The following is a 23,740-nucleotide window of genomic DNA, read 5'->3' as shown; positions in this document are numbered from 1 at the left end:
ATCAGTAGCAGACTTGCTCAGCGAGATATATCCTGATCTTACTCAAATTGCGCTTACAGGACAAAGCAGTGACTAGACCAACAGGAAACGCATCTCAACCAGTAGAGACATTACCCACAACCCCTCTACAAAACCAGTTACATCGCCAGATGATTGTGATTCTGGATTTTGGCTCTCAATATTCAGAACTCATCGCGCGTCGTATCCGCGAAACTCAGGTGTATTCGGAAGTTATCTCCTATCGCACCAGCGCTGAAAAACTCCGACAACTGAGTCCCAAAGGAATTATTCTATCGGGAGGTCCGAATTCCGTCTACGATGAGGCTGCACCTCAGTGTGATCCCGAAATTTTGCATCTAGGTATCCCTATCTTGGGGGTTTGCTATGGGATGCAGTTAATGGTACAGCAACTAGGTGGGAAAGTAACCCGCTCTCAACGGGGAGAATATGGTAAAGCCGAGCTGCATATTGATGATCCCACGGACTTGTTGACGAATGTGGAAGAAAGTTCAACCATGTGGATGAGCCATGGGGATTCCTGTCAGGAATTGCCAGACGGTTTTGAAGTCCTAGCCCATACCGATAATACTCCTTGCGCCGCGATCGCGGATCACCAGCAGCAGCTCTATGGGGTGCAGTTTCACCCGGAAGTGGTGCATTCGGTTGGCGGTATCGCGTTAATTCGCAATTTCGTGTATCACATCTGCGACTGCGAACCCACTTGGACAACGGAAGCCTTTGTCGAGGAAGCCATTCGCGAAATTCGCGCCAAGGTGGGGGACAAACGGGTACTGCTGGCTCTTTCCGGTGGTGTGGATTCCTCAACCCTCGCCTTCTTATTGCACAAGGCGATTGGCGACCAATTGACCTGTATGTTTATTGACCAAGGCTTCATGCGAAAACTGGAGCCAGAACGATTGGTTAAGCTATTTCAGGATGAATTCCATATTCCTGTAGAATATGTTAACGCCCGCGATCGCTTTCTGGCTCGACTGGAAGGGGTGACTGATCCCGAAGAAAAGCGTCGTCGGATTGGTCACGAGTTTATTCGTGTCTTTGAAGAACAATCCAAAATCCTGGGTCCTTTTGACTATTTGGCTCAGGGTACGCTTTACCCCGATGTGATTGAGTCGGCGGATACTAATGTTGATCCCAAAACCGGGGAACGGGTGGCGGTGAAAATTAAGAGTCATCATAATGTGGGCGGTTTACCCAAAGACTTGCGCTTTAAGCTAGTGGAACCCCTGCGGAAACTCTTCAAAGATGAAGTCCGCAAAGTGGGACGTTCCATTGGTTTACCCGAAGAAATTGTCCGGCGTCATCCCTTCCCCGGACCCGGATTAGCGATTCGGATTATTGGCGAAGTCACCGCAGAACGGCTGAATATTCTGCGTGATGCGGATTTGATTGTGCGCCAGGAAATTAATCGCCACGGACTTTATAAAGAACTTTGGCAAGCGTTTGCTGTGTTACTGCCGATTCGCAGTGTTGGGGTAATGGGGGATCAGCGCACGTATGCGTATCCAGTGGTGCTGCGTTTGGTCAGTAGTGAGGACGGGATGACGGCGGATTGGTCACGAGTTCCCTACGATTTACTCGAACTCATTTCTAATCGGATTGTGAATGAAGTTAAGGGTGTGAATCGGGTGGCTTACGATATTACCTCTAAGCCACCGGGAACGATTGAGTGGGAATAGTCATTTAGGGAAGCGGGGGGAGATGGGGAAGATGAGGGAGATGAGGAAGTCGTGTGCCTGGGAACCTTGGGAAGATAATTAGAACTGTTTTCTCAGGATATGTGGAATGTGAGTTCCGCAGAATCCCCCTTTTTCTAAAAGGGGGAGTGTCAAGGCAATGTCGATAACGTTTGAAGTTATACCAAAACCCAATTAAAGTTGCTCAGCAGGACCCTCTGTTGGACCAGAAATTGCTTTCCAAGCCGTTAATCCACCTTTGAGAACAGATACAGATTCAAAACCGGCTTCCCGCAGTTGAGATGCGGCTTGATTGCTTTGTTGATCATTGTCAGCGTAGACGTAGATCTCACGTTGCGGTTCGAGACTGGATATGGCACGATCCGTTAATTCATCCATCGGCATAGGTACCGCACCTGTGATCCGAGCCTGGTTAAAAGCCGCGCGATCGCGAACATCCAAAATTGTCAAAGCGGGTTCACCCCATTGGAGGCGGGATTTAACGGCTTGAGCGCTAGACTCTGGCATCTGTTGGGGTGGTGGGGTAGGAACTGCCTCAGCTACGTTTTCCTTTGCCTCGGCGATGGGGTTCGTTGTTTGTGGGTCTGACATAATAGTTGTGTAGTGATAAGTCCTAATTAACTCACCATACTCAAAGTTGCCTTCTACAAACGTCTTTCTTTAGACATAAGGTTTAAAATTCTGTGCAACCTGATAAGTACAAATACTTAGGCTTCCTTGACCAAATAGCTTGCGGCTAACTCAGTCGGACTTATCTGTTCATAAGGTTCAAAGGGTTGATGAATCCAGGGATTGTCGGGTAAATAGTCCATGTAATAATCAGGGGTGATTAGGGAGTGAGCTTTGTACCACAGAACCGCCGTGCGAATCTCCTCCAGTTCATTCCCATACCGTTCCTCTAGCCAATTCATCGATTCCCGTAGGCTAACGCCAGAATCCACTAAATCATCCACCAGCAGCACACGATTCCCCAAGGTTTCCGTTGTCATCGTCAGATGGTGGGAAAACGTGATTTCACCTCGGACACGGTTTTGGGAACCCCCATAAGAGGATGCAGCAAGAATCGCTAAGGGTTTACCATAAATTCGGCAGAGGATATCCCCCACCCGCAGTCCTCCTTTAGCAATGCAGACAATTTGGTTAAACTCCCAGTTGGCTTGATAAATCTTGACGGCTAGGCGTTCAATTTTTTTATGGTATTCTGACCAAGTAACATATAGATCTGACATAAGTATGGTTTAGTAAAGGGTCAATCGGGATAGAATGGTTCCCTTAAATCCTAAATAGGACACCAGGAATAGGAAACGGAAAACAGTAGGAAAGTGGTTCGAGTGTTTTTTGGGTCATTAGCAACTAGCCTAGGATTTCATGCCTGATTGGGACATGCTCTATAAGTTATAAATGTGACGCCAAAAAAATACCCTATTCCAACTTTTGCCCACTTTCTCTATTTATTGATTACCTAAACGCTTTTCTGTAAACTGTAATATAAGTTACACTTAAACGAGAGTTGGGAAGACATTTAAAAGTGACCTATCGAATTTTAAGCCTAGATGGTGGAGGCATTCGCGGCATTATCTCAGCCGTCATCTTAGCAGAAGTTGAACGAGTTCTCAACCAACCTTTGAACCAATATTTCGATTTGATTGCCGGAACGTCTACCGGTTCAATCCTCGCCTCAGCTATCGCCACGGGACGCAAAAGCCAGGAGATTATCAGGCTCTATCAAGAGAAGGGGGCAAGAATTTTTCCTTATCAAGGTCGTTTTTCCCCCCGGCGGTTGGGATTAGTGTTTCAATACGGTCTTTCCGCACCGCTCTACCCAGATGACGGCTTAATTCAAGTGTTGCAAGAAGAGTTTGGCTCAACCCGGTTATCGGATATTGAGGATTCTCTGCAACTGATGATTATTGCCTACGATACAATGGGGCGAAAACCGATTGTATTCAAAAGTTGGCGTCAAGACCAAGATTTTTTCACGATTCCTTTATGGGAAGCCTGCGTCTGTTCCTCTTCTGCACCCACCTATTTCCCAGCTCACCTTTTACAAACACCACGGCGACAATATTCGGTCATTGATGGTGGCGTTGGTGCCAATAATCCGGCGGCGGCGGCTCTGGCAGAAGCCCTACGATTAAATTATTCAATTCAAGATATTTCTGTACTCTCAATTGGTACTGGAAGTTCTGAGCGTCCATTTCCTTGGAATGAGACACGCGGTTGGGGATTGGCACAATGGGGATGGAAAGGACGCCTGATTGATGTATTATTTGATGCCTCTTCTGATATTCATGATTATATTACTCGGCAGATTCTGAGTTCTCAGGACTTAGATAATCGTGACTTTCAGCGCTACCTTCGTCTCCAACCCGATATTATGAGTTTTGAGATCGACAACGCCAGTCCGGAAAATATTGCTAATCTAACTATGTTTGCCCGAGATTACATCGCAGAGAACCAACAGAGGCTGAAAGATTTTTTAATCTTGTAGGGAGGGTTTAGGGATTCAATCTAGCTAAGCAAGAGGAGGCGATTGAAATCGCTGCTACACAAACAAAGTCCGCCTGCGCGGACTGGGTGATAACGGAGGTAGCGTTTCCCGGATTTGGTATCATTCGTCATACTCGCTTTCATCGAGAAGCAAGCTACGTCCTTTGTCAGGGTTTGAGGCTTGTTTACAAAACAAGCGTGGGCGTGCTGTTTTATGCCAGTCCGACTACTTAGTTACCAACAACTGAACACCAAAACCCGCCCTTATTCATAATCAATACGCTAATGACACCCAAAGCCCATAAACAATTCGCTCAACATTGGCTGCGTAGTGAAAAAGCCTTAAATCAAATCATAACAGCCGCCAAGTTGCAGCCACGCGATCGCCTGCTGGAGATTGGTCCGGGAACGGGTGTGCTGACACGGCGACTCTTAGGGGAGGTGGAGTCATTGGTGGCGGTTGAGATTGACCGGGATTTGTGCCAACGTTTGGTCAAAAGTTTAGGTCAAAACGAGAATTTTTTACTCTTACAAGGTGACATTCTATCCCTGAACTTAGCCGAACATCTCGCCGCCTTTCCTCATTTCCAGTCTCCCAATAAAGTCGTTGCTAATATTCCCTACAACATTACTGGACCAATTTTGCAAACGCTGTTGGGAACCATCGCCCAACCTGTTATTCCTGCCTTTGAGTTAATTGTACTCTTGGTGCAAAAAGAAGTGGCACAACGATTATGTGCCAAACCAGGTTCTAAGGCATTTGGTGCATTATCGGTGCGGGTACAATATCTGGCAGACTGTGACTGGATCTGTGATGTCCCCGCCAAAGCCTTTTCCCCACCGCCAAAAGTTGACTCTGCTGTTGTCCGCTTGCGTCCCCGAATTGTAGACCCCTCAGCCGATAACCCCCAACAGCTAGAAACCTTAGTCAAGCTGGGTTTTGCCAGTAAGCGGAAAATGTTGCGAAATAACCTCAAATCCCTGTGCGATCGCGATAAAATTAACCAATTACTCGAACAAGTAGACAGTCATCCCCAAGCCCGTGCTGAAGACTTGAGCGTTAGCCAATGGGTTACTCTGGCTAATCGCTTAAACGAGACAGCAAGGGAAGCAATGTAGAGACGTGCCATGGCACGTCTGGAAGCTGGGAATTGACTGATGGATTATGTCCACAAAACTGCACGAGTAACCTATTCGATGTAATTTATAATTCATAATTCATAATTTATAACTCATCATTCCCATGCGTTCCTACTCCCTCATCGCCCCTGCCAAAATTAATCTGTATCTAGAAATACTAGGCGATCGCGCCGATGGCTATCATGAACTGGCGATGATCCTGCAAAGCATTGAACTCGCTGATCAAGTGAGTGTCCGGGCTATTGGGACTCAAACCATTCAAGTTCACTGCGATCACCCGCAAGTTCCCCTAGATAAAACCAATCTGGCTTACCGGGCGGTGGAGTTGATGAGTCAACAGTTTCCCGATTGCTGGGCGCAGTTTGGCGGTGTGGAAGTCACAATCAAAAAAAATATTCCCGTCGCGGCTGGATTAGCCGGAGGATCAACCAATGCTGCTGCTGTGTTGGTAGGATTAGATATGCTTTGGCAACTGGGACTCACGCAGCCAGAATTACAAGAGTTAGCGGCGAAACTGGGTTCAGACGTACCATTTTGTCTAGCAGGAGGAACCGCGATCGCAACCGGGCGAGGCGAAGAACTTGATCCCTTACCCAATCTGGATTCGTTCTATCTGGTGTTAGCCAAACATCAAAATTTAGCCGTTTCTACAGCTTGGGCGTATCAAACCTATCGGACTCAGTTTAGCCATACGTATGGGCGTTCTGAGGGAGTCGATAAATCGATAATAACTGAAACGATAAATCTCCCCACTCGTGTGCATTCGGGTTCAATGGTTCAAGCAATTTCAAATAAAAATTTCGCCAAAATTGGTCAACTGCTGTACAACGATTTGGAGCAAGTTGTACTCCCTAACTATCCCCAAGTCCTGCAACTGCGGCAAGCCTTTGAAAATTGCGGTGCATTAGGCACAATGATGTCCGGTTCGGGTCCTACAGTATTCGCTCTTTGTCAGTCTCAGGAACAGGCTCAAGCGCTTTTACAACAAGTCCAGTCAGAAATCCCTGATCCAAATTTAGGGTTTTGGGTAACAAAGTTTGCCAGTCATGGAATTCAAATTGTCTCCTAATAATGATTGATAGGAGTTTGTAGTTGCGCTTTAGCGCCAGTTTCCTCACAGGAGTAGGTTGAAGGCGAGAAGGGGAAGATAGACAAGACGGGGGAGAGTATGACTTATTGTATTAAACCGGGATGCCTGACACCGGAAAATATCGATTCCGCTCACTTTTGTCAAACCTGTGGGGAAAGGCTACAGCTAAAAGAACGCTATCGCCCTCTACGCCCCCTCGGTAGCGGTGGATTCGGCAGAACATTTTTGGCAGTTGACGAAGATATTCCCAGTCAACCCTATTGTGTAATCAAACAACTTTATCTGGCAAATTCCGCTCCAGAAACCTTGCCAAAAGCCAAAGAACTGTTTCAACAAGAAGCCATCCGTTTAGATGAATTGGGTAACCATTCGCAAATTCCCGCACTTTTGGCACATTTTGAACAGAATCAACAACTTTATTTAATTCAAGACTTTATTGCGGGGCTAACCTTGAGCGAGGAGTTAACCCAGCAGGGACAGTACAACGAAGAGCAAATTTGGGAATTATTGCGCGAACTATTACCCTTGATTCGCTATATTCATGCCCATCGTGTACTGCATCGAGATATTAAACCTGCCAATATTATCCGCCGCCAAGATGATGGCAAATTAGTGTTAATTGATTTTGGCGTTGCCAAATTGCTGACGGATACCGCCTTGCTGCAAACGGGTACAATTATTGGTAGCCCGGAATATATGGCTCCCGAACAACTTAAAGGTAAAGCATTTTGGGCAAGTGACCTGTATAGTGTGGGAGTAACCTGCCTTTATCTAATGACTCAGGTCTCCCCCTTTGACCTGTATGATACATTCAACGAAACCTGGGTGTGGCGAGATTTTTTACCCCCTGGAACCCAGATTAGCGATCGCCTCTTAAAAATCTTAGATCAATTAACTCATGCTAGTCTCAAACAACGCTATCAATCGGCTGATGAGGTGATCACGGATTTGACACCTGCTACCTCTCCTCCTGTCGGCACTCATTTTATCAACTTTCGGCAACCCAAAACCCGCAAAACTAAACAGAATAATCTCACCTCAGAAGTAGGAATTGATTATCGGCGACTAAAGCAACTCTTAGCCACCCATAAATGGCAAAAAGCAGATGAAGAAACCTGGATAATATTGGGTCAAGCCTGTGGCAAATTCCCCAGTTATTATCTGAAGTTGAGTGATATTCAAGAGTTACCCTGTGAAGACTTGCGAACTTTGGATCAGCTATGGGTGAAATACAGTAAAAACCATTTTGGCTGGACAGTGCAACGTCGCATCTATCAAGAGGTTGAAGCCGATTATCCCAGTTTCTGCGATCGCGTGGGTTGGTCGGTTCACAATCCTCGCGTTCCGGATACAGCCTATCAATTTAATCTTAAAGCTCCAGCCGGACATCTACCATCCCGTCGCTGGGTGGGAGGCTATTACGACTGGTGGCGTCATGCTGAAGTTATGGCGGCGAAGTTGGAACAATGTGGTTTGTAGTAGGGGCTTTAGCCCTAGATCATCAGCCTAATTTCTCCCTTTTGGGGGACGATCTGGACACCAAAATCTTGTTACCAAAGAGAATAGGCTCGGAGGCTTTTGTCGGATGATATGTAAATTTGATCCGAACAAGCAAAAAACTCCGATAACCATTGCAGTGTAAAGAATATGGAGAATAAAATTATGAATACCCAAGACCAAGCCCGGAAAATTGCCACTCAAGAACGTCTCGCCGACGAACAATTGAAACAAAACATGCTCAACCGTGCAGAAGCAGAAGTCGAAGCGCCCTCGGCTGATACCCCGACTCAAGAACGAAGCCGAGAATCAGCAGCCCAGCAGCGTGAGAAAGGTGAACACTTGCAAGACACCATGCAGAGTCGCGCTGAAGCCAACACACCCTAATGTTGTCGGCTGAATTTTTGAATGTAGTGGACTGACACAGCTAAAATTGTGGAATAGATTTTATCATTGAATCGGGCGCACGCCATGCGCCCCTACAATGCTAATCCACCAATTAAGGTGTGTCACACCAGTAGACTAAGCCTTCTCAAAAAGCAATATCATGTCTGCTGAATTTCCCACCACTGTTAACTATCCCATTTTAATTTAATAGATAGGAAGGGCGGGTTTTGTTGAGAGGTTATCGGTAGATAGCAAAATTAAACAGCTAAACCCGCCCCTACAAATAACAAATGGCAAATGACGTAGCTTGCTTATCGCTTGCGCGAGTATGACATAAGACGCTCCCCACCACAAGACTTATTCAACAGACCCTATTTATAAATGTTGACCCAATTCCTGTCGCAGGCGATAGAGAATCATATCCGGTTCAACTTGACTGATAATATCTTGAATCACCGTACTCGCACCTAAAGGTCCCCAAGTGCAGCCTTGTTCCAGATACACTTGCGCCGCATGACCAACCGTATACGCCCCATACCCGGCAATTCCAGCTTGAGTCACGGCGGTTCCAGCAAAAGCCGTGACTCCACCAATACTGGCAACGGCTGAAGCACTTTTACCCATTCCCAACAGCGCACTACTTCCCAGTTCACCCAACAGTAAACCACCGGAACTCATTAATATTTTGCGCCATAATTTTCCCGCTTCATAACTTGTCATCGGTAAACCGTAGAGTCGCGATAAGGAACGAATCAGTGCCAAGTCTGCTACAGTTCCCCCTAAGATATCCAACAGACCAATCGGATTCAGTGCTACTGCCAAGGCTTTATACTTAGCAAAACGCCAGATTAAATCTTCGGCGTCTGCTTTACGTTGTGCCACAGTTTTCTGGGCAATGCTAACTTGGGCAGTTCGGGCTTGAAATAGGGCATTAAGTGCCAAGAGCGATCGCCCTTCGCGATTGAGTATCCTTAAAATGGCTTGCTGCAACTCATCTACCTGCGGCGGTAGGGTTTCCCATTCATAATTGACGGTTCCATCGGGTAATTCCACCCGCACTTGTATGGGAGAGGGTTCTGCGGCTACCCGAACAATCTCCTCAGGTGATAACATCTTTTGTAAGCGGCGATCGCGCGGAGTCCCTGTACCCAGTTCTTGCAGTTGCTGGTAAATCGCGTCTCTATCTTGTTCTGGATACAAATCAATTTTGTTAAATACCAGAATCAGCGGCTTTTGGGCTTGTCGCAGTTCCGACAACGCCAGATACTCCGTGCGAGTAATATCCCCAGCCACGACAAATAAGATTAAATCTGCCTCAGATGCCACCTGTTGCGCCATCTGCGCCCGTGCTTCTCCCTGAACTTCATCTAATCCCGGTGTATCAATTAACTCAACTTGCACTTTCCCCTCACCACCGGGCGTCCAGCGTACCGACTTGGGCCACTGGGTTACCCCATGTAGGGGACCTGTCTGCAAGATTTTCTGACCCAGCAACGCATTGACGACAGCCGATTTCCCGCGACTGACTAAACCAAAGGTGGCAATACGAATCACCCCTTGGTCAAGTTTGTCTAAGCTAAACTGCAATACCTCCAGTTCATTCTGGAGGGCGGCTTGCAGTTCCACATCGGGAAGGGGGCGGCGGTGATGCAGGTTGTTGTACCAGAATAAAGTGTGCCGCAAACTGGCACGAGCGCGGTGAATATAGTAGTCTTGGCGATTGCGGGTGGGTTTAGGGGAAGAGGATGGTGATTGACTCAAGGTTAGATGGGAAAGGATGGGCTACAGTTCTATTTTCGTATAATCTGTGTTGGATGTTTGGACTACAACTCAGGATGCTTGAGTATGGAAACAATTCTGAGTTTTTTGATTTTATCGTTATTAGTGTCGGTTGGGTTTCGACTTCGCAAGAACCCAACGATTCGTGGCGTGTCACGCCCAATTTGATAGTTTAGGCTTACGCCCAGAAACCGTAGGGGCGCACAGACGTGCGCCCAATTTACACCGACGTGCGCCCGATTAAACCGTCAAATCTATTCCACAATTTTAGCTGTGTCACGCCAGTAGCACCGATGTCCAAGCTGTGATAAAATTCACAAAATAATCAAAACTCAGACTATTTAAGTAGGTGGGGACAATTAAAGTTAACGGTAGGGATCGTCATTCGTCATTCGTCATTCGTCATTTGTAAGGGTTTGAGGCTTGTTAACATAACTTAACATGGTTGAGTTTATTTCCACCAACCTACTTAGAAAAAGTAATGCAGACTACCGCTCATAAAATTGGCACGTTGGGACTAGCAACGGCGACAGTGTTAGGATTGACGGCTTTCCAATCTGCTGAAGCGGCATCCCTGTATACGGTTACTGATATTGGCACACTCTCTGGTAGAGAGAATTTTGCTCACCCGCCAAGCAGAATTAACAATGCTGGGCAAATCGTTGGCAGCAGTGGATTGCGATCTTTTGATGCACAGTTGCGTGCCTTTTTGTGGGACAACGGCGTGATGACTGACCTTGGCAGTTTAGAGGGTTCAAATAGCGAAGCATTTGACATAAATGACTTTGGGCAAGTAGTAGGTCACTCAGAAATTAACTCGCCAGATTTTTCTTCCCCCTTTCCGAATTATACCTCTCATGCTTTTCTCTGGGAAAACGGCGTAATGACTGACTTGGGAACGTTTGGTGGTACAAATAGTTCAGCAAATGGCATCAACAATATTGGTCAGGTGGTTGGTTGGGCAGAGAATGATCGCGGTGAAGAACGTGCCTTTCTTTGGGAAAATGGCGAGATGTTTGACATTGGTACTTTAGGTGGTACAACCAGCTTTGCTTCGAGTATTAATGATGCTAGTCAGATAGTTGGTAATGCAGCAACAAGCAGTGGGAGTAACCGCGCTTTCCTCTGGGAAAATGGCGAGATGTTTGACCTCGGTACTTTGGGGGGTACAACCAGCTTCGCTGGGGATATTAATGAATCTGGACAGGTCGTTGGTTTGGCATACCTCAGAGGTGAGGGTTTTTTCAACCACCACGCCTTTTTGTGGCAAGACGGCACGATGATAGATTTGGGTACGTTGGATGACCTTCCTACAAGCGAAGCTTTGGGCATTAACAATGCGGGTCAAGTGGTCGGTAATGCCTATAACTTCAACGATTTCAATGAACGTAAACCCTTTCTTTGGGAAAATGGGTTGATGATTGACATCAATAGCTTAATTCCTGCTGACTCCGGCTGGGAGTTGTTAATTGCACTTGATATAAATGATAGTGAGCAAATTGTAGGTATAGGTAGGATGGGTGATCAAGTCCATGATGTTTTGCTGACTCCTTTGTCTGACCCGACCGCAGTTCCAGAACCTCTGACCCTTCTTGGTTCAGCTACTGCTTTAGGATTTGGAGCCTTATTCAAGCGAGAGTATTCAAAAAGACAGAAAAAAGTTAAGCCAAACGATTAGGACTATCACTCATGCTGTTTGGTTTTATAGATAACATCACTTGGGACGGGGGGGTTGACAACCATAAATCTTTTAAGCCGCAACTTTATGGGTGAAACCCGCCCAGACCAAGGTGTGGGCTAAACGTTAAAAAACAATCAAAACTGAGAAAAGTCAGAAGTAGTCATGCAAACTATCACTTATAAAATTGCCACGTTGGGACTAGCAACGGTGACAGTGCTAGGATTGACCGCTTTCCAATCTGCGGAGGCGGCATCTATGTATACAGTCACTGACCTCGGCGACTTCGATTTCGCTCCTGTTCCCATCGCCATTAACGATACGGGTCAAATAGTTGGCAGTAGTGGATTTTTAATCCCTAGCAATAATGGATTGCTTCTTTCTTTTGAGGATGGGCGTGCCTTTGTCTGGGAAAACGGCCTGTTCAGTGACCTTGGCAATTTAGCAAATTTAGAGGGTTTCAGTAGCGAAGCCTTTGATATCAATGACTCCGGGCAAATAGTCGGTCGGTCACAGGTGAACTCACTAGATCCCTTCGGCAATTCTTTTTCTCCTAATCATGCTTTTCTCTGGGAAAATGGCACAATGACTGACCTAGGAACATTCGGTGGTGTAAATAGTTCGGCATTCGGCATCAACAATAGGGGTCAGGTCGTCGGTTCGGTAGAAAATAATAGCGGTGAAGAACGTGCCTTTCTCTGGCAAGATGGTATGGTAACTGACCTCGGTACTTTAGGAGGTAGCACCAGCGTAGCAGTGAGAATTAATGATTCTTCTCAGATAGTCGGTGGTGCAGAAACAAGCAGTGGAAATCAGCACGCCTTCCTCTGGGAAAACGGCGTGATCACCGATTTGGGAACGCTGGGTGGTTCGAGTAGTAGTGCTTTTGATCTCAACAACTCTGGACAGGTCGTTGGTCATGCCGACCTTGAGGGTTCTTTCAACCACCACGCCTTCCTGTGGCAAGATGGCACGATGACAGATCTGGGTACGCTGGATGATCTTCCTACAAGCGAAGCAAACGGCATTAACAATGCAGGTCAAGTGGTTGGCTATGCCTATGATGTGGACAGTTTAAGATTTGCTCCTTTTCTCTGGGAAAACGGGGTGATGATTGACCTCAATAGTTTAATTACTGCTGATTCAGGTTGGGAACTATTTATTGCCAACGATATAAATAATGTTGGACAAATTACGGGGATAGGCTTGATTAATGGTACACCCCGTCCTGTTTTGTTAAACCCTATTTCTGACCCAACTGCAGTTCCAGAACCTCTGACTCTTCTTGGTTCAACTACCGCTTTAGGATTTGGAGCCTTATTCAAGCGAGAGCATTTAAAAAGACAGAAAAAAACCCAGCCAAACGATTAATACAAGAAGACTTACGCTCTATCCGTTTAAAGTGAAAAGTAAGCCGTTCGAGTTCCCTCCCCTTTAAACTGAAGTGCCCCCAGCCAAAAAATCAAAATTACCTCACCGTGCAGCTTTACGCGATTTTTGAGGAGCTTGAGCGTTAAAACCATTACGGTATAAGGCTTTAGCCTTGTTTTGGGATACAATCTGTTGATGTTGGGGTCATTAACTTAAATTGCCGAAATGCTTGGTATATCTATATTTGGGCATATTGTGACCCCTTTTTTTCATCTTTTTGTGAAAAATCCAGGAGAATCCCCTGCACGTTTTGGCAGGGGATCGAATTCAACGCTGTTCGATTCTCTTTCCCGTTATTGGTAGGGTCCGGGGGGTCTGTCTTCTTTGAATGAAGATAACCATTCACGAACTTGACCCGCCGCAATATCGCGAGATCCGAGTCCAAACGCCAGCGCGATCGCGACAGCAATGGCACCTAAGAGTAAACCAAAGGCTAAGTTTACGATGTCGCCAGCGATACCCATTTGTTGCAGCGCCATCGCTGCGGAAAAGGCAATAATCGCAATCCGAGCTGCTTGTGCCAGGATTTGGGATTGGCGCGATCGCGAACTGGTAATCAAGTTAAAGGCAAGATTCGCAAAGTACAAGCCAACAGCAAATACGATTAACCCCGCCAGAATCTGACCCGCGATGACAATAATCCCGGTGACAATTGTGGTTAAGGCTTCAAACTGCAAGACATTCGTCGCAGCAACCGTAGCAAACAAGAGGATAGCAATGAATGCAATAATACCTACCAGTTCTGACGGTGTACGAATGGAGGGAGTTGATTCCGCTTGAACCCGCGTTTCTGATCCAGTCTCTGGAGTGGGTATGCCTAACTCCGAAGGTTCAGCAGGGGGGGGAGTGGGAGCAGGACGACTGGGACGAGGTTCCGGTATCCCTATCCAGCGATAAACATTATTAAAGCCAATGCTGGCGAGAATATTGGTAACTAAATCCTTGACAAACTGACCGATTACATAAGCAATCAACAGAATCAACGCTGCCGTAAAGATTTTCGGTAGAGCATCGAGAATCTGATTTAACATCGCGATCGCAGGCTCTGAGATCGCCTCAATCTGTAAGGCATTCAGCGCGGCGATACCGACGGGGATCAAAATTAAGACATAAACAGTCGTGCCAATAATCCAGGACAGTGATTTCCCTCCGGGCGCACTTTGCAGTCCAAATCGCGCTCCTAATTGATCCGTTCCGGCGGCTGACAACAGATTGGTGACGATGCGCCGCACAACCTGAGCCACTAGCCAACCTGCTGCCGCAATTACAAGCGCTGCCAAGATATCTGGCAAAATTGCCAAAATTTCATTCAACAACTCTTGAACAGGGCGCAGGGTTCCTTCCAAGCCCAAAGTGCTGAGAATGGAGGGCAGAAACAGCAGAAAAATGAACCAGTACAGAGCGTTCCCCATGGTTTCGCTCAGGGAGAATTGGTTGGTTTGACGTTGAGTCTCACCTTCTCCGGAACGGGGTGTCTCGTTGACTTGTTCACCCAAACGCTCATCCAAACCTAATGCCCGTAATCCTCGGGTTGTAATCAGCTTGACCAAGCTTGCCAATAACCAAGCCACCACCACCAGAATTGCCGCGGCGAAAATCTGGGGCAAGAACTCCAGGATTTTGTTGAGGAAATTATTCAGCGGTTGAGAGACGACCTCAAGCTTCAACGTCTGCAGAACCGCTACCACCGTGAAGATGATGATAATCCAGTAAACCGCACCGGCTACCCATTTCTCGATCGGCGGTGCTTCTGCTCCTTGTTGACCGCCAGCAAACCACTCGGCAATTTGATTGTCGATACGGGTGCGGTTGAGCAGTCCTTTGGTAATTGACTTAGCAATCAAGGCAACGATCCAACCGACAATCAGGATGAGGATCGCGGCAATTAGATTGGGAACAAAGCTACTCAGATTTTGCATGATTCCCTGAACACCAGCCTGAGTTTCTTGGATGGGTGCTGGTGTGTCTTGGGCTAAGAGGGGATGCACCCAAGGGGGCACACCTCCAATTGGGATAATTCCTTGCCAAGGTTGGTTCATAGTCTTCCTTATCTAATTATTCTCTAACAGTAAACGCAGTCACACACAATCTGTGACTTTCAGGCTACAACTCATCGAGTATTTATAGTCCTCTCAATCCATCGATATCTTTGTCTCCATGTTTTTGGGCTAATTCAAGATTTTTCGCCTCCGAGCGTCATTGCTATCGTTGTTCCACTGATTACGGCGTCACCTCTATCTTTATGGGGAATTTGGTGACAAAAATCAAGCTTATGTTAGTTTTTTACCTCAAATCGGCTTTTTTTGGCGTTCATCAGGGTATAGCATCTCTCTTTGTCAAATAGGCGAGGCAAGTGAAGCCGATCGGAAAACCAGATGCTCTCATCCCTGATCTGGCGTTGCCAAGAGTTTCCTGATCTCCGATTTGCCTCGTCTTCCTCCCTTTCTGCACAATAGAGGAGATTCGATCCGGATTGAGTCAGATACAGCGAGCTGGCGCTGTAGTAATACAAGTCAGATTACCAGCTATCGAGACCCTATTATCGCTTTAAATGTCCAATTCTCAAGTTTTTGAACAATCTATCCCCATAAAAGCCAGTGCCACTACTGTTGAGCGCTGTATCACAGATCTGACGCTGATGCATCGCTGGCTCAATCCAGCCCTGCGTTGTTATCCGGTGGGGGAGTGGAGTACAGATATCGGCAGTCGCAGTCGCTTTGTGATTCAAATCCCGCTAGTGCAGCCTACCCTCAACAGCGTCGTTGTGGAACGGGAACCCGGTTTAGTCGTTTGGCAATTTCAAGGATTTTTCCGAGGGCGCGATCGCTGGGAATGTCAACCCACGATTCGAGGTACGAGGCTGCTGAATCGTTTTGAGTTTGAAATTCCCAATCCTCTCGTCAGTTGGGGCTTTAATAGCTTTGCCACAAGATTGACACAGCAGGATATGAAAGCCCAGCTACGCCGCCTGAAACGGGTGGCTGAACAGATGTATCAAGGGACGGATTAATAATTTCAGCGAGTATATTAGATTCAGTGCTAGCCCGAACGCTACTTGCCACTTAATGCATCTCACCCACTATGACGACGATTCTGCTCACCCTCGGTGTTATCCTACTGACCCTGATTTTATTCATCAGCGAATGGTTGCCCGTTGATATTACCGCACTCACAATTATGGTGTTGCTGATCGTACTGGGATTAGTCACCCCAGAGGAAGGTATATCTGGGTTTAGTAGTTCCGCCACGATTACCGTGATGGCAATGTTTATTCTCAGTGCAGGAATTGCCCGCACGGGTGCGATTCAAATCGTTAGTGAACTCCTAGTGAAGTGGGGAGGTAAAACATCCTCGCAGCAGATTTTAGCCTTGGGGGTAATTGCGGGTCCGATTAGTGGTGTAATTAATAATACCGCTGTTCTGGCTGTCTTTCTGCCGATTGTGGAAGATTTATGTCGCCAACAGCGAATTTCTCCCTCCAAGCTTCTCATCCCCCTGTCTTATGCCAGCATTTTAGGGGGAATGATTACTGTAATTGGCACATCCACCAACATTTTGGCGAGTGGTTTGTCAGATAAATTGGGGTACGGTACATTCAGTTTATTTCAGTTCACCAAATTAGGACTACTCACCTTCACGATTGGCTTAACCTATCTTGTATTAATTGCGCCCCGACTCTTACCCAATAAGAAAGCTGCGGGTAGTGAGACTCAAGAATATGGACTTCAAGACTATGTGAGTGAAATTGTGATTCCACCAGGTTCCAGCTTGGTTGGACAAACGTTACGTTCGACTCAAATTCAGCGTAAATTTGATATGGACGTACTTGAGATAATCCGTAACGACACCCGTTTCGCCCAACCTCTGGCTGATAAAATATTGCAGCCTGGAGATATTTTAATTGTCCGGGGTAAACGGGAATGTTTACTGAATATTAAAGCGGAACGGGGGATCGATATTTTGCCCGATATCCAATTTGGCAAGAAATCCCTCGAAGAAGACTTAACATCTGGGGAAGATACGATCGCAGAAGTCTTAATCTTGTCAAACTCTGATCTAGCCGGATCTACCCTGAAAGACTTTCGATTTCGGCAACGCTATAACCTGACGGTATTAGCCATTCGTCGTGGACAAGAATTTGTTCGGGAACGGTTGGGGAAAGTTCCCTTACGGTTTGGGGATTTGCTCTTGGTACAAGGACCCAAGCAAAGTTTTGTCGGATTACAAAACAGTCGCGATTTGTTAGTCTTTGAGCAACGAGACATGGAATCGTTACGGCGAGAAAAAGCTGGAATTGCTGTAGCAATTGGTGTGGGTGTTGTTCTAGTTGCGGCGTTTGACCTATTCCCAATTTTGGTTAGTGCCTTGGCGGGAGTGGTTTTAATGGTCGTCACGGGCTGTCTGAAACCTGGGGAAGTGTATAGTGCGGTTCGCTGGGATATTATCTTTCTCTTGGCTGGATTAATTCCGTTGGGAATTGCCATGGAAAATTCGGGAACGACTAAATGGTTAGCCGATAATTTAGTTTCCTTAGGCAGTGATTTTTCGCCCTACTGGATGCTGACGTTTTTCTTTCTGATTACGGCGTTATTGACTGAGGTGTTATCCAATAACGCTTCGGTGGTTTTACTCTTACCCATTTCAGTGCAAGTGGCTCAGACGTTGGATCTCAATCCCTTTGCCTTTATGTTTGCTGTCACCTTTGCAGCATCAAATAGTTTTATGACACCGATTGGGTATCAAACCAATACGATGGTCTACAGTGCAGGAGGTTATCGGTTTTTGGACTTTTTCCGCGTGGGCGCTCCCCTGAGTCTTTTGATGACTTTTGTTATTCCCCCGTTAATTATTCTGCTTTATGGTTTATGAGAATTTGTCTTATGTCTTATGTCATTCGCCCTTTCTCCGCAGGAGGGTGGGCAAGCCCAACTAATGATAATATTAGGGTCTTTAAGTTTATAAGTGTTGCCCATTCTACTTAAATTCGTTGTATAGAGACGGCTGTTAGATCTGAGTATTACGAAACCCGCCATGACCAAGTAGGATAAGTCTTTGACCCATCAACAATCGATAAAAACATGACAAAAGTACGAATCGGGCTGCTATTTGGGGGAGTCTCAGGAGAACATGAGGTTTCGATTTGTTCAGCACAAGCGATCGCGAAAGCGTTGAGTACGCCACCGAATACGGAGAAGTATGAGGTTTTACCGATTTATATTCAAAAAGATGGCATCTGGCAACCCCCAGACATCGCCCAGCAGGTTTTGGCATCGGGAACGCCTCTAGAAGCCAATGGAGAGGGAAGCCTCTGGCAATTTCCGCCTCAGGTGGCTGACGTGGAGGTTTGGTTTCCCATCTTGCACGGACCCAATGGCGAAGATGGCACGATTCAAGGCTTGTTAACGTTAATGCAGGTTCCTTGTGTGGGTTCGGGTGTCTTAGGTTCAGCTATGGCAATGGATAAAATTGCTATGAAACAGGTATTTGATCAAGTGGGACTCGCCCAAGTGAAGCATAAGGGATTGAGTCGCGCCCAAGTGTGGTCTAATCCCTGCGTTTTCCCGAAACTGTGTGATCAGATTGAGGAAACGTTGGGGTATCCCTGTTTTGTTAAACCCGCTAATTTAGGATCATCAGTAGGTATTGCCAAAGTGCGATCGCGAAGTGAATTGGAAACGGCGTTAGATAGTGCCGCCAGTTATGATCGCCGGATTATTGTAGAAGCGGGAGTCGTGGCACGGGAAGTGGAATGTGCTGTCTTAGGGAATGATAATCCGAAAGCATCTGTGGTCGGTGAAATTAGTTATACCAGCGATTTCTACGACTATGAAACTAAATATACAGAAGGTCGTGCCACGTTATCCATTCCCGCACCATTACCTGATGGTGTGACTCGTCAGATTCAGGAGATGGCACTCAAGGCATTTGCGGCGGTAGATGCGGCTGGTTTGTCACGGGTGGATTTCTTTTATGTAGAGGCGACAGGGGAGGTTTTGATTAATGAAGTCAATACCTTACCCGGTTTCACCGCCACCAGTATGTATCCTCAACTTTGGGAAGCTAGTGGTGTACCGTTCCCTCAATTAGTTGATCAGTTGATTGAATTAGCCAAAGAACGGCAAACCTAAGTAGAGGCTGCTTTGTCATTTGTCATTTGTCATTTGTTATTTGTCATTTGTCATTTGTTATTTGTCATTTGTCATTGGTCATTGGTCATTGGTCATTGGTCATTGGTCATTGGTCATTGGTCATTTGTCATTGGTCATTTGTCATTGGTCATTTGTCATTGGTCATTGGTCATTTGGAAACTGTAGAATCTGCCGATCGCAATCCCCCAGTCTGGTGATTTAAGATTATCTTGGCGATCGCTTGTCCATTTCAGTTTGTCTCCGTCTCCAAAACGAGGCGGTTTGACCTGGGGAAAGTTGACGGGTAGATGAATTGATGGGAAAAGAAATCGCCGGAAACTGAAGCTGGGAAGTAAATCAGTGCTACCGTGACGTAGGGCGTTGAGATAAAGTGCGATCGCGTTTCCGTTCAGGTTGGCGGTTAAGTCTCGGATTAGGATTGCGGCGAGGCTGTCGAGTTCCGATGGGGTCAGGTTCACCCAAGAAGCATCAAAGTCAGCGTCAGAGTAGGTTTGCAGGTGGGTGAACAGAGATGCGATACGTGCTTCGCACACGCTTCGCGATCGCGAAATCTTCTAACGCTTGTTGATAGCCTTGCTGGTAGGTGAGTTCACCAGGGGGACAGTTTGGTTTTAACATAGTAAAAGTCTCCGTTTACGGGGTAGTCACAAGTCGGCTGAAAGCGTCGTAAACTTGGTGCTGGCTTGTGACCTTTAGGTTTGTTAGCGGTTGGATAAGTAGACATATCGCTGCTGGTGGATTATTTCGAGTCGGGATAATGCCTCTGGTGTATAGCGTTGGGCTTCAATACAGATTGATTGCCACAGGCGATCGAGGGCGTCGAGGTGGGGAGAGTAGCGTATAAGCGTGCGACAAGCGGCAATCCACTGTTCAATTTGACGGTAGCTGACGAAGTAACCGCCGATTCCTTTGATATGTACCCAAAGAACGTTATGCCATTTTTCCCAGTTGAGGATACGCTCTTGGGGAATTTTCAGATGTTTGGCAATTTGCCCAAGGGTGATGACAAAGGTTTTGGGGTTGATGCGATGGCGTATGGGTTGCATGGCTTTACTGTTAGATAGATGCTTTACCGAATTTTTGTGTCAATACTTATCTACAATATATGCGGTAGAGCATCAATATGTAAATACCCTCCTGGAAATTTGTTTGAGTGTTCTAGTCTTCTTCTATGACGTGAAATCCAACCTGTTCTGCAATCAGGCTTAAATACTTAGATGTAGCGAGAGTCGGCTCATAAGCGCTGTTTTCCCACTGACTAACTGTCGCCTGTCGTACACCAAGCTTTTGGGCAAACTCTGCCTGGGTTAAACCCATATAGCGACGTAGTGCCTTAATCAGTTGAGCATTCCATAGCACAGAGTCACCCAGATGCGGAACTTTGGGTTTAGCCGTAGGTTGACGAAATGTCACCCGTTGTTGCTCCAAATCCACATCCTCAACCCGATATCCAGCTTCCATCCAAGCGGAAGCTTGCAGTGCGCCTTTGCTGCGATTGCTCCACCATGCCCGTTTTTTGTGTGCAGAGTCGGGTAAGGTGTCATTCATGAGTTTCTCGATTTCTGCAAAGGTGAGAATGACTTCCGCTTGATTGCTCTGAGATAGAAATTCCCAGAGTGGCTGATATTTGCTATCTGGCTTCATGCTGCAAAACCTCTACGCCAATCAACGTCTGTGGGTTGAGATGCTGGTGAGATTTCTGGATTGGTGCAGTGGGAAAGGGGCATGAAGCTGTTCTAGGGGACTCTTGACCATCTCTAGGATGCCAGAAAATTGGGGCGTGCGATCGCGCTTTTACAGAGCTTACGCATAAACTCCACATGTAGTAGGGGCACGGCAGTGCCGTGCCCCTACAGGTAGCGCCCGTGCTTTTTGGCTAAAAAATATAATTTGCCCCGATATTATTCACAATTGTTTTGCAAAATGTCTAAAGGGCGCAGAGGTGACAGTAGATATGATATCAACGAATTGATTGAATATTTACACTTTGGTGGAGACAAGGCAGATTTCATGACGGCAAGTTGCCTAACTCAGATGAACATGAATTACGAAATTCTAGGTCAGCGCCTGCGGCTAGCGCGTGAGCGATCTCGAATAAGTCAAACCGAAGCCGCTCAAGTTATAGATGTCACGGCGGCAGCTCTAAACCAGTATGAGAGCGGGAAGCGTCGGGTGGATGCTCTTACCTTGGAGCGTCTATCTCGGCTTTACGGAGTACCCCTGCGATCGCTGTTTGGCGAACAAACCGTTCAATCCGACTGGGAAGAAGCCTTACGGCTTAATTCTGAAACTATTTCTGCTTCCAGTAAAGCGGGAATTGCCCGTTTGATTGAAAAAATTTATGCTCTAGAGGAACTCTACACTCAGACAGACACTCCTTTTCCTGGCGTTTCTCACCCACCTTTTGCCCCTCTTGCCAATCGCCTCTTACTTGAAACCGAGACGGCGGTGTTAGCGGCTCAAAAGGCTCGATATCACTACAACTTGGGAATGGCTCCCCTAATTAATTTGCGAAGCTTCTTAGAGGCTCAAGGATTAATGATATTTATCCTTACCTTTGGCAAGGAACAAAATGCTATCTCTGGGCTATTTTTGTCTCATCCTAAACTGGGAAATATTATTGCCATTAACCAAACCCAGACTGATACTCGTCTCTCTTTTAGCTTGGCTCATGGATTAGCTCATTGTCTCTATCAACATGACCAATCTGCTATTCTTTGTCACCATGGAGATACCAATCCGTTGGAATGTTTTGCTGAAAAATTTGTTGCCTACTTCCTGATTCCTTCAGCAGCATTGCAGGAACGTTTACATAGTCTGGGAGTAAAACGGGTTAGGCATCCGGCGGAAGTTGTGCATTTAGCGCACTATTTCGGCGTTAGCTATAAAGAAATGCTAGTTCGATTGGATTGGGAACATCAACTCGCAAGTTCTCAGGAAGGCTTTAAGCAGATTCAGCCCGCACATTTATCTCGAAACTTGGGTTATAGTTCTTCCTTTGAGAGCGGAGGGCGCTTTCTTCCCTTGGAAAAACGTTTACCCAGAATCTTCCTAGAACTTGCCTATCGTGCTGTTCTAGCGGACAAGTTATCCCTGCGGCGGGTAGCGGAAATGTTGGGTATTAGCGATATTGAATTGGAGGATCGGCTGTGTACGAATGAGCAAACACTTGAAGAAATTGCCAGTTAATCAAGGGGTGTGTAAGTCTCCATTAATCAAGCTGGGCGGTTTAAACCGCAGCTACACAGACAAAACCCGCCTTCGCGGGTTATAACAACTATAATTTTCTACTATCTCCCAAAATTTTTATCAAAAAATATCGGTATTTTTCAAAAAGCATGGGGTTGGATGACTTGTATACTTCAAAAACAGGTGTATCTGCTCTTTTGGTTCCGTGCAGATAATGAGATATAAATGCACATCCATCTTCCTCTTCTGGATCAACCATAATCACATTGCCATAGGGAAAGTGGGAATAAAGATAAAGTTCAAAACTACCGGGCAAACTCGCTGCCCTAAACTCATCTCTCAGGCGGCTTAAAGTGATGAGAGACTGACGTATTTTGTCTACTAAGTTTGGCTCTCCTCTATCATTAGCATAGTTTTTAGCTATTTCACTGTCGGGATCTAGAATTAATATTTTGAAGTTTACGCCTCTTTGGAGTAATTCCATTACAGGCTGTTTGCACTCTGAGAATGGTCTCTGTTCAAAGTAACTGGTAAAACTACTTAAAGCAACGCCGATTTGAACTACCTCTCGTTTCGCTTCTTGAAGAAATGCCACCTTTTGTTGCAAAGGTAGCCTCCCAATTTCATAAACTCTAGGTGAGCTAGTTTGAGTTGTGGTCAGCTTTTTTTCTAGAGTATTTTCCAAATCACTGAGGAAGATTTGACGGTCTACTGCTCTGATCGAGCTTTCGTAAATAAAGGGAATGGCTATAGCAGCCGCTAAGAACGTCCCTAAATCTCCGGTGATTTTCCAGAAAGCATCAGTTTTGTCTATGGCAAGTATACGCAACCCTAAACCGATGATAAAGAGAATAATCGCGATCGCACCCTGGTATCGCTTCAGGATACGTTCTAGGGATGCTTTAAACTCATCTGGGGAGGTTCTAGTCATGATTTTTCTGCCTCTGCTTAATATTTCGTTAAACAAACCAGTTCCCGTTTGGGATAACTTGGGGATAACATGGGATTCATAGACAATTTCATTAGTACCCTCTCCACAGTTAGATTGTCATGATGCCTTGCGCTGTTATTCTCACGGCTATTCCTGTCGAATATAAAGCAGTTCGCGCTCACTTGAGCGATCTCCAGGAAGAGACGCACCCGGAAGGAACCATCTACGAACGAGGAAACTTCTCATCCAATGGTGGCTCATGGC

22 protein-coding genes are annotated in these 23,740 nt (G+C 46.2%); 13 read left to right on the top strand and 9 right to left on the bottom strand.

The features are described from left to right. The first annotated feature begins 68 nt into the window (after positions 1-68). On the top strand, positions 69-1,697 hold the full coding sequence (gene guaA / locus RIC07_RS28890; protein ID WP_446397525.1) for a glutamine-hydrolyzing GMP synthase: 1,629 nt from the start codon (positions 69-71) through the stop codon (positions 1,695-1,697). A 192-nt stretch (positions 1,698-1,889) separates the two neighbouring features. Here the strand turns inward: guaA and RIC07_RS28885 are convergent, their stop codons facing one another. Both RIC07_RS28885 and RIC07_RS28880 read right to left on the bottom strand, forming a co-directional pair. Continuing rightward, the gene (locus RIC07_RS28885) at positions 1,890-2,306 is read right to left on the bottom strand and encodes a rhodanese-like domain-containing protein (RefSeq protein WP_446397524.1); all 417 of its coding nucleotides are present in this window, start codon (positions 2,304-2,306) and stop codon (positions 1,890-1,892) included. A 116-nt stretch (positions 2,307-2,422) separates the two neighbouring features. After that, positions 2,423-2,944: a phosphoribosyltransferase gene (locus tag RIC07_RS28880; protein WP_006105570.1), complete on the bottom strand. Its 522-nt coding sequence runs from the start codon at positions 2,942-2,944 to the stop codon at positions 2,423-2,425. Between the two features lie 299 nt (positions 2,945-3,243). On the opposite strand from RIC07_RS28880, the gene RIC07_RS28875 reads away from it, so the two are divergent. From RIC07_RS28875 to RIC07_RS28855, 5 genes are all read left to right on the top strand, one after another. Beyond that, positions 3,244-4,206, top strand: coding sequence for a CBASS cGAMP-activated phospholipase (locus RIC07_RS28875; RefSeq protein ID WP_446397523.1), 963 nt, complete (start codon positions 3,244-3,246; stop codon positions 4,204-4,206). 284 nt (positions 4,207-4,490) lie between these two features. Next, entirely contained in the window at positions 4,491-5,324 is an 834-nt protein-coding gene (rsmA, locus tag RIC07_RS28870; RefSeq protein ID WP_446397522.1) for a 16S rRNA (adenine(1518)-N(6)/adenine(1519)-N(6))-dimethyltransferase RsmA, read from the top strand. Positions 5,325-5,448: 124 nt separating this feature from the next. Next, on the top strand, positions 5,449-6,414 hold the full coding sequence (ispE, locus tag RIC07_RS28865; RefSeq protein ID WP_446397521.1) for a 4-(cytidine 5'-diphospho)-2-C-methyl-D-erythritol kinase: 966 nt from the start codon (positions 5,449-5,451) through the stop codon (positions 6,412-6,414). Between the two features lie 99 nt (positions 6,415-6,513). Next, the gene (locus RIC07_RS28860) at positions 6,514-7,914 is read left to right on the top strand and encodes a protein kinase domain-containing protein (protein ID WP_446397520.1); all 1,401 of its coding nucleotides are present in this window, start codon (positions 6,514-6,516) and stop codon (positions 7,912-7,914) included. 183 nt (positions 7,915-8,097) lie between these two features. Next, on the top strand, positions 8,098-8,319 hold the full coding sequence (locus RIC07_RS28855; protein WP_446345935.1) for a hypothetical protein: 222 nt from the start codon (positions 8,098-8,100) through the stop codon (positions 8,317-8,319). Between the two features lie 375 nt (positions 8,320-8,694). On the opposite strand, the gene RIC07_RS28850 is transcribed toward RIC07_RS28855, so the two are convergent. Continuing rightward, positions 8,695-10,080 (bottom strand): GTP-binding protein, encoded by a 1,386-nt coding sequence (locus tag RIC07_RS28850; RefSeq protein ID WP_446397519.1) that lies wholly within the window; start codon positions 10,078-10,080, stop codon positions 8,695-8,697. A gap of 499 nt (positions 10,081-10,579) precedes the next feature. On the opposite strand from RIC07_RS28850, the gene RIC07_RS28845 reads away from it, so the two are divergent. Both RIC07_RS28845 and RIC07_RS28840 read left to right on the top strand, forming a co-directional pair. Then, entirely contained in the window at positions 10,580-11,776 is a 1,197-nt protein-coding gene (locus RIC07_RS28845) for a PEP-CTERM sorting domain-containing protein (protein ID WP_446397518.1), read from the top strand. Positions 11,777-11,941: 165 nt separating this feature from the next. Beyond that, positions 11,942-13,147, top strand: a complete 1,206-nt coding sequence (locus tag RIC07_RS28840) for a PEP-CTERM sorting domain-containing protein (protein WP_446397517.1) — start codon at positions 11,942-11,944, stop codon at positions 13,145-13,147. A 353-nt stretch (positions 13,148-13,500) separates the two neighbouring features. Here the strand turns inward: RIC07_RS28840 and RIC07_RS28835 are convergent, their stop codons facing one another. Continuing rightward, positions 13,501-15,246 (bottom strand): mechanosensitive ion channel, encoded by a 1,746-nt coding sequence (locus RIC07_RS28835; protein WP_446397516.1) that lies wholly within the window; start codon positions 15,244-15,246, stop codon positions 13,501-13,503. A 512-nt stretch (positions 15,247-15,758) separates the two neighbouring features. Here RIC07_RS28835 and RIC07_RS28830 point away from each other — a divergent pair. The 4 genes from RIC07_RS28830 (at position 15,759) to RIC07_RS28815 (ending at position 19,521) form a co-directional block, all read left to right on the top strand. Next, on the top strand, positions 15,759-16,217 hold the full coding sequence (locus tag RIC07_RS28830; RefSeq protein ID WP_446380561.1) for an SRPBCC family protein: 459 nt from the start codon (positions 15,759-15,761) through the stop codon (positions 16,215-16,217). A gap of 71 nt (positions 16,218-16,288) precedes the next feature. Beyond that, the gene (locus RIC07_RS28825; RefSeq protein WP_446397515.1) at positions 16,289-18,076 is read left to right on the top strand and encodes an SLC13 family permease; all 1,788 of its coding nucleotides are present in this window, start codon (positions 16,289-16,291) and stop codon (positions 18,074-18,076) included. A gap of 209 nt (positions 18,077-18,285) precedes the next feature. Next, on the top strand, positions 18,286-19,335 hold the full coding sequence (locus RIC07_RS28820) for a D-alanine--D-alanine ligase family protein (protein ID WP_446397514.1): 1,050 nt from the start codon (positions 18,286-18,288) through the stop codon (positions 19,333-19,335). Positions 19,336-19,347: 12 nt separating this feature from the next. Further along, entirely contained in the window at positions 19,348-19,521 is a 174-nt protein-coding gene (locus tag RIC07_RS28815; RefSeq protein ID WP_446397513.1) for a hypothetical protein, read from the top strand. On the opposite strand, the gene RIC07_RS28810 is transcribed toward RIC07_RS28815, so the two are convergent. The 4 genes from RIC07_RS28810 to RIC07_RS28795 form a co-directional block, all read right to left on the bottom strand. Beyond that, positions 19,491-19,889, bottom strand: coding sequence for a hypothetical protein (locus RIC07_RS28810; RefSeq protein WP_446397512.1), 399 nt, complete (start codon positions 19,887-19,889; stop codon positions 19,491-19,493). The two genes, RIC07_RS28815 and RIC07_RS28810, sit on opposite strands and share 31 nt — an antisense overlap. Then, entirely contained in the window at positions 19,837-19,974 is a 138-nt protein-coding gene (locus tag RIC07_RS28805; protein WP_446341202.1) for a hypothetical protein, read from the bottom strand. The genes RIC07_RS28810 and RIC07_RS28805 overlap by 53 nt, the downstream gene beginning before the upstream one ends. 83 nt (positions 19,975-20,057) lie before the next feature. After that, on the bottom strand, positions 20,058-20,402 hold the full coding sequence (locus tag RIC07_RS28800; RefSeq protein ID WP_446397511.1) for a hypothetical protein: 345 nt from the start codon (positions 20,400-20,402) through the stop codon (positions 20,058-20,060). Between the two features lie 112 nt (positions 20,403-20,514). After that, complete coding sequence (locus RIC07_RS28795) at positions 20,515-21,000, bottom strand: helix-turn-helix domain-containing protein (protein ID WP_446397510.1); 486 nt, start codon at positions 20,998-21,000, stop codon at positions 20,515-20,517. 324 nt (positions 21,001-21,324) lie between these two features. Between RIC07_RS28795 and RIC07_RS28790 the strand changes: the two genes are divergently transcribed. Next, complete coding sequence (locus tag RIC07_RS28790; protein ID WP_446397509.1) at positions 21,325-22,545, top strand: helix-turn-helix domain-containing protein; 1,221 nt, start codon at positions 21,325-21,327, stop codon at positions 22,543-22,545. Between the two features lie 88 nt (positions 22,546-22,633). Here RIC07_RS28790 and RIC07_RS28785 read toward each other — a convergent pair whose 3' ends face one another. Further along, a complete protein-coding gene (locus tag RIC07_RS28785) occupies positions 22,634-23,476 on the bottom strand; it encodes a DUF5919 domain-containing protein (RefSeq protein ID WP_446397508.1) in 843 nt (280 codons plus the stop codon). Between the last annotated feature and the right edge of the window lie 264 nt (positions 23,477-23,740).

It is taken from the genome of Coleofasciculus sp. E1-EBD-02 (genome assembly GCF_040218245.1).
GTDB lineage: Bacteria > Cyanobacteriota > Cyanobacteriia > Cyanobacteriales > Coleofasciculaceae > Coleofasciculus.
Note: the sequence above shows the minus strand (reverse complement) of the source record. Positions and strands in the feature narration are given on the sequence as shown.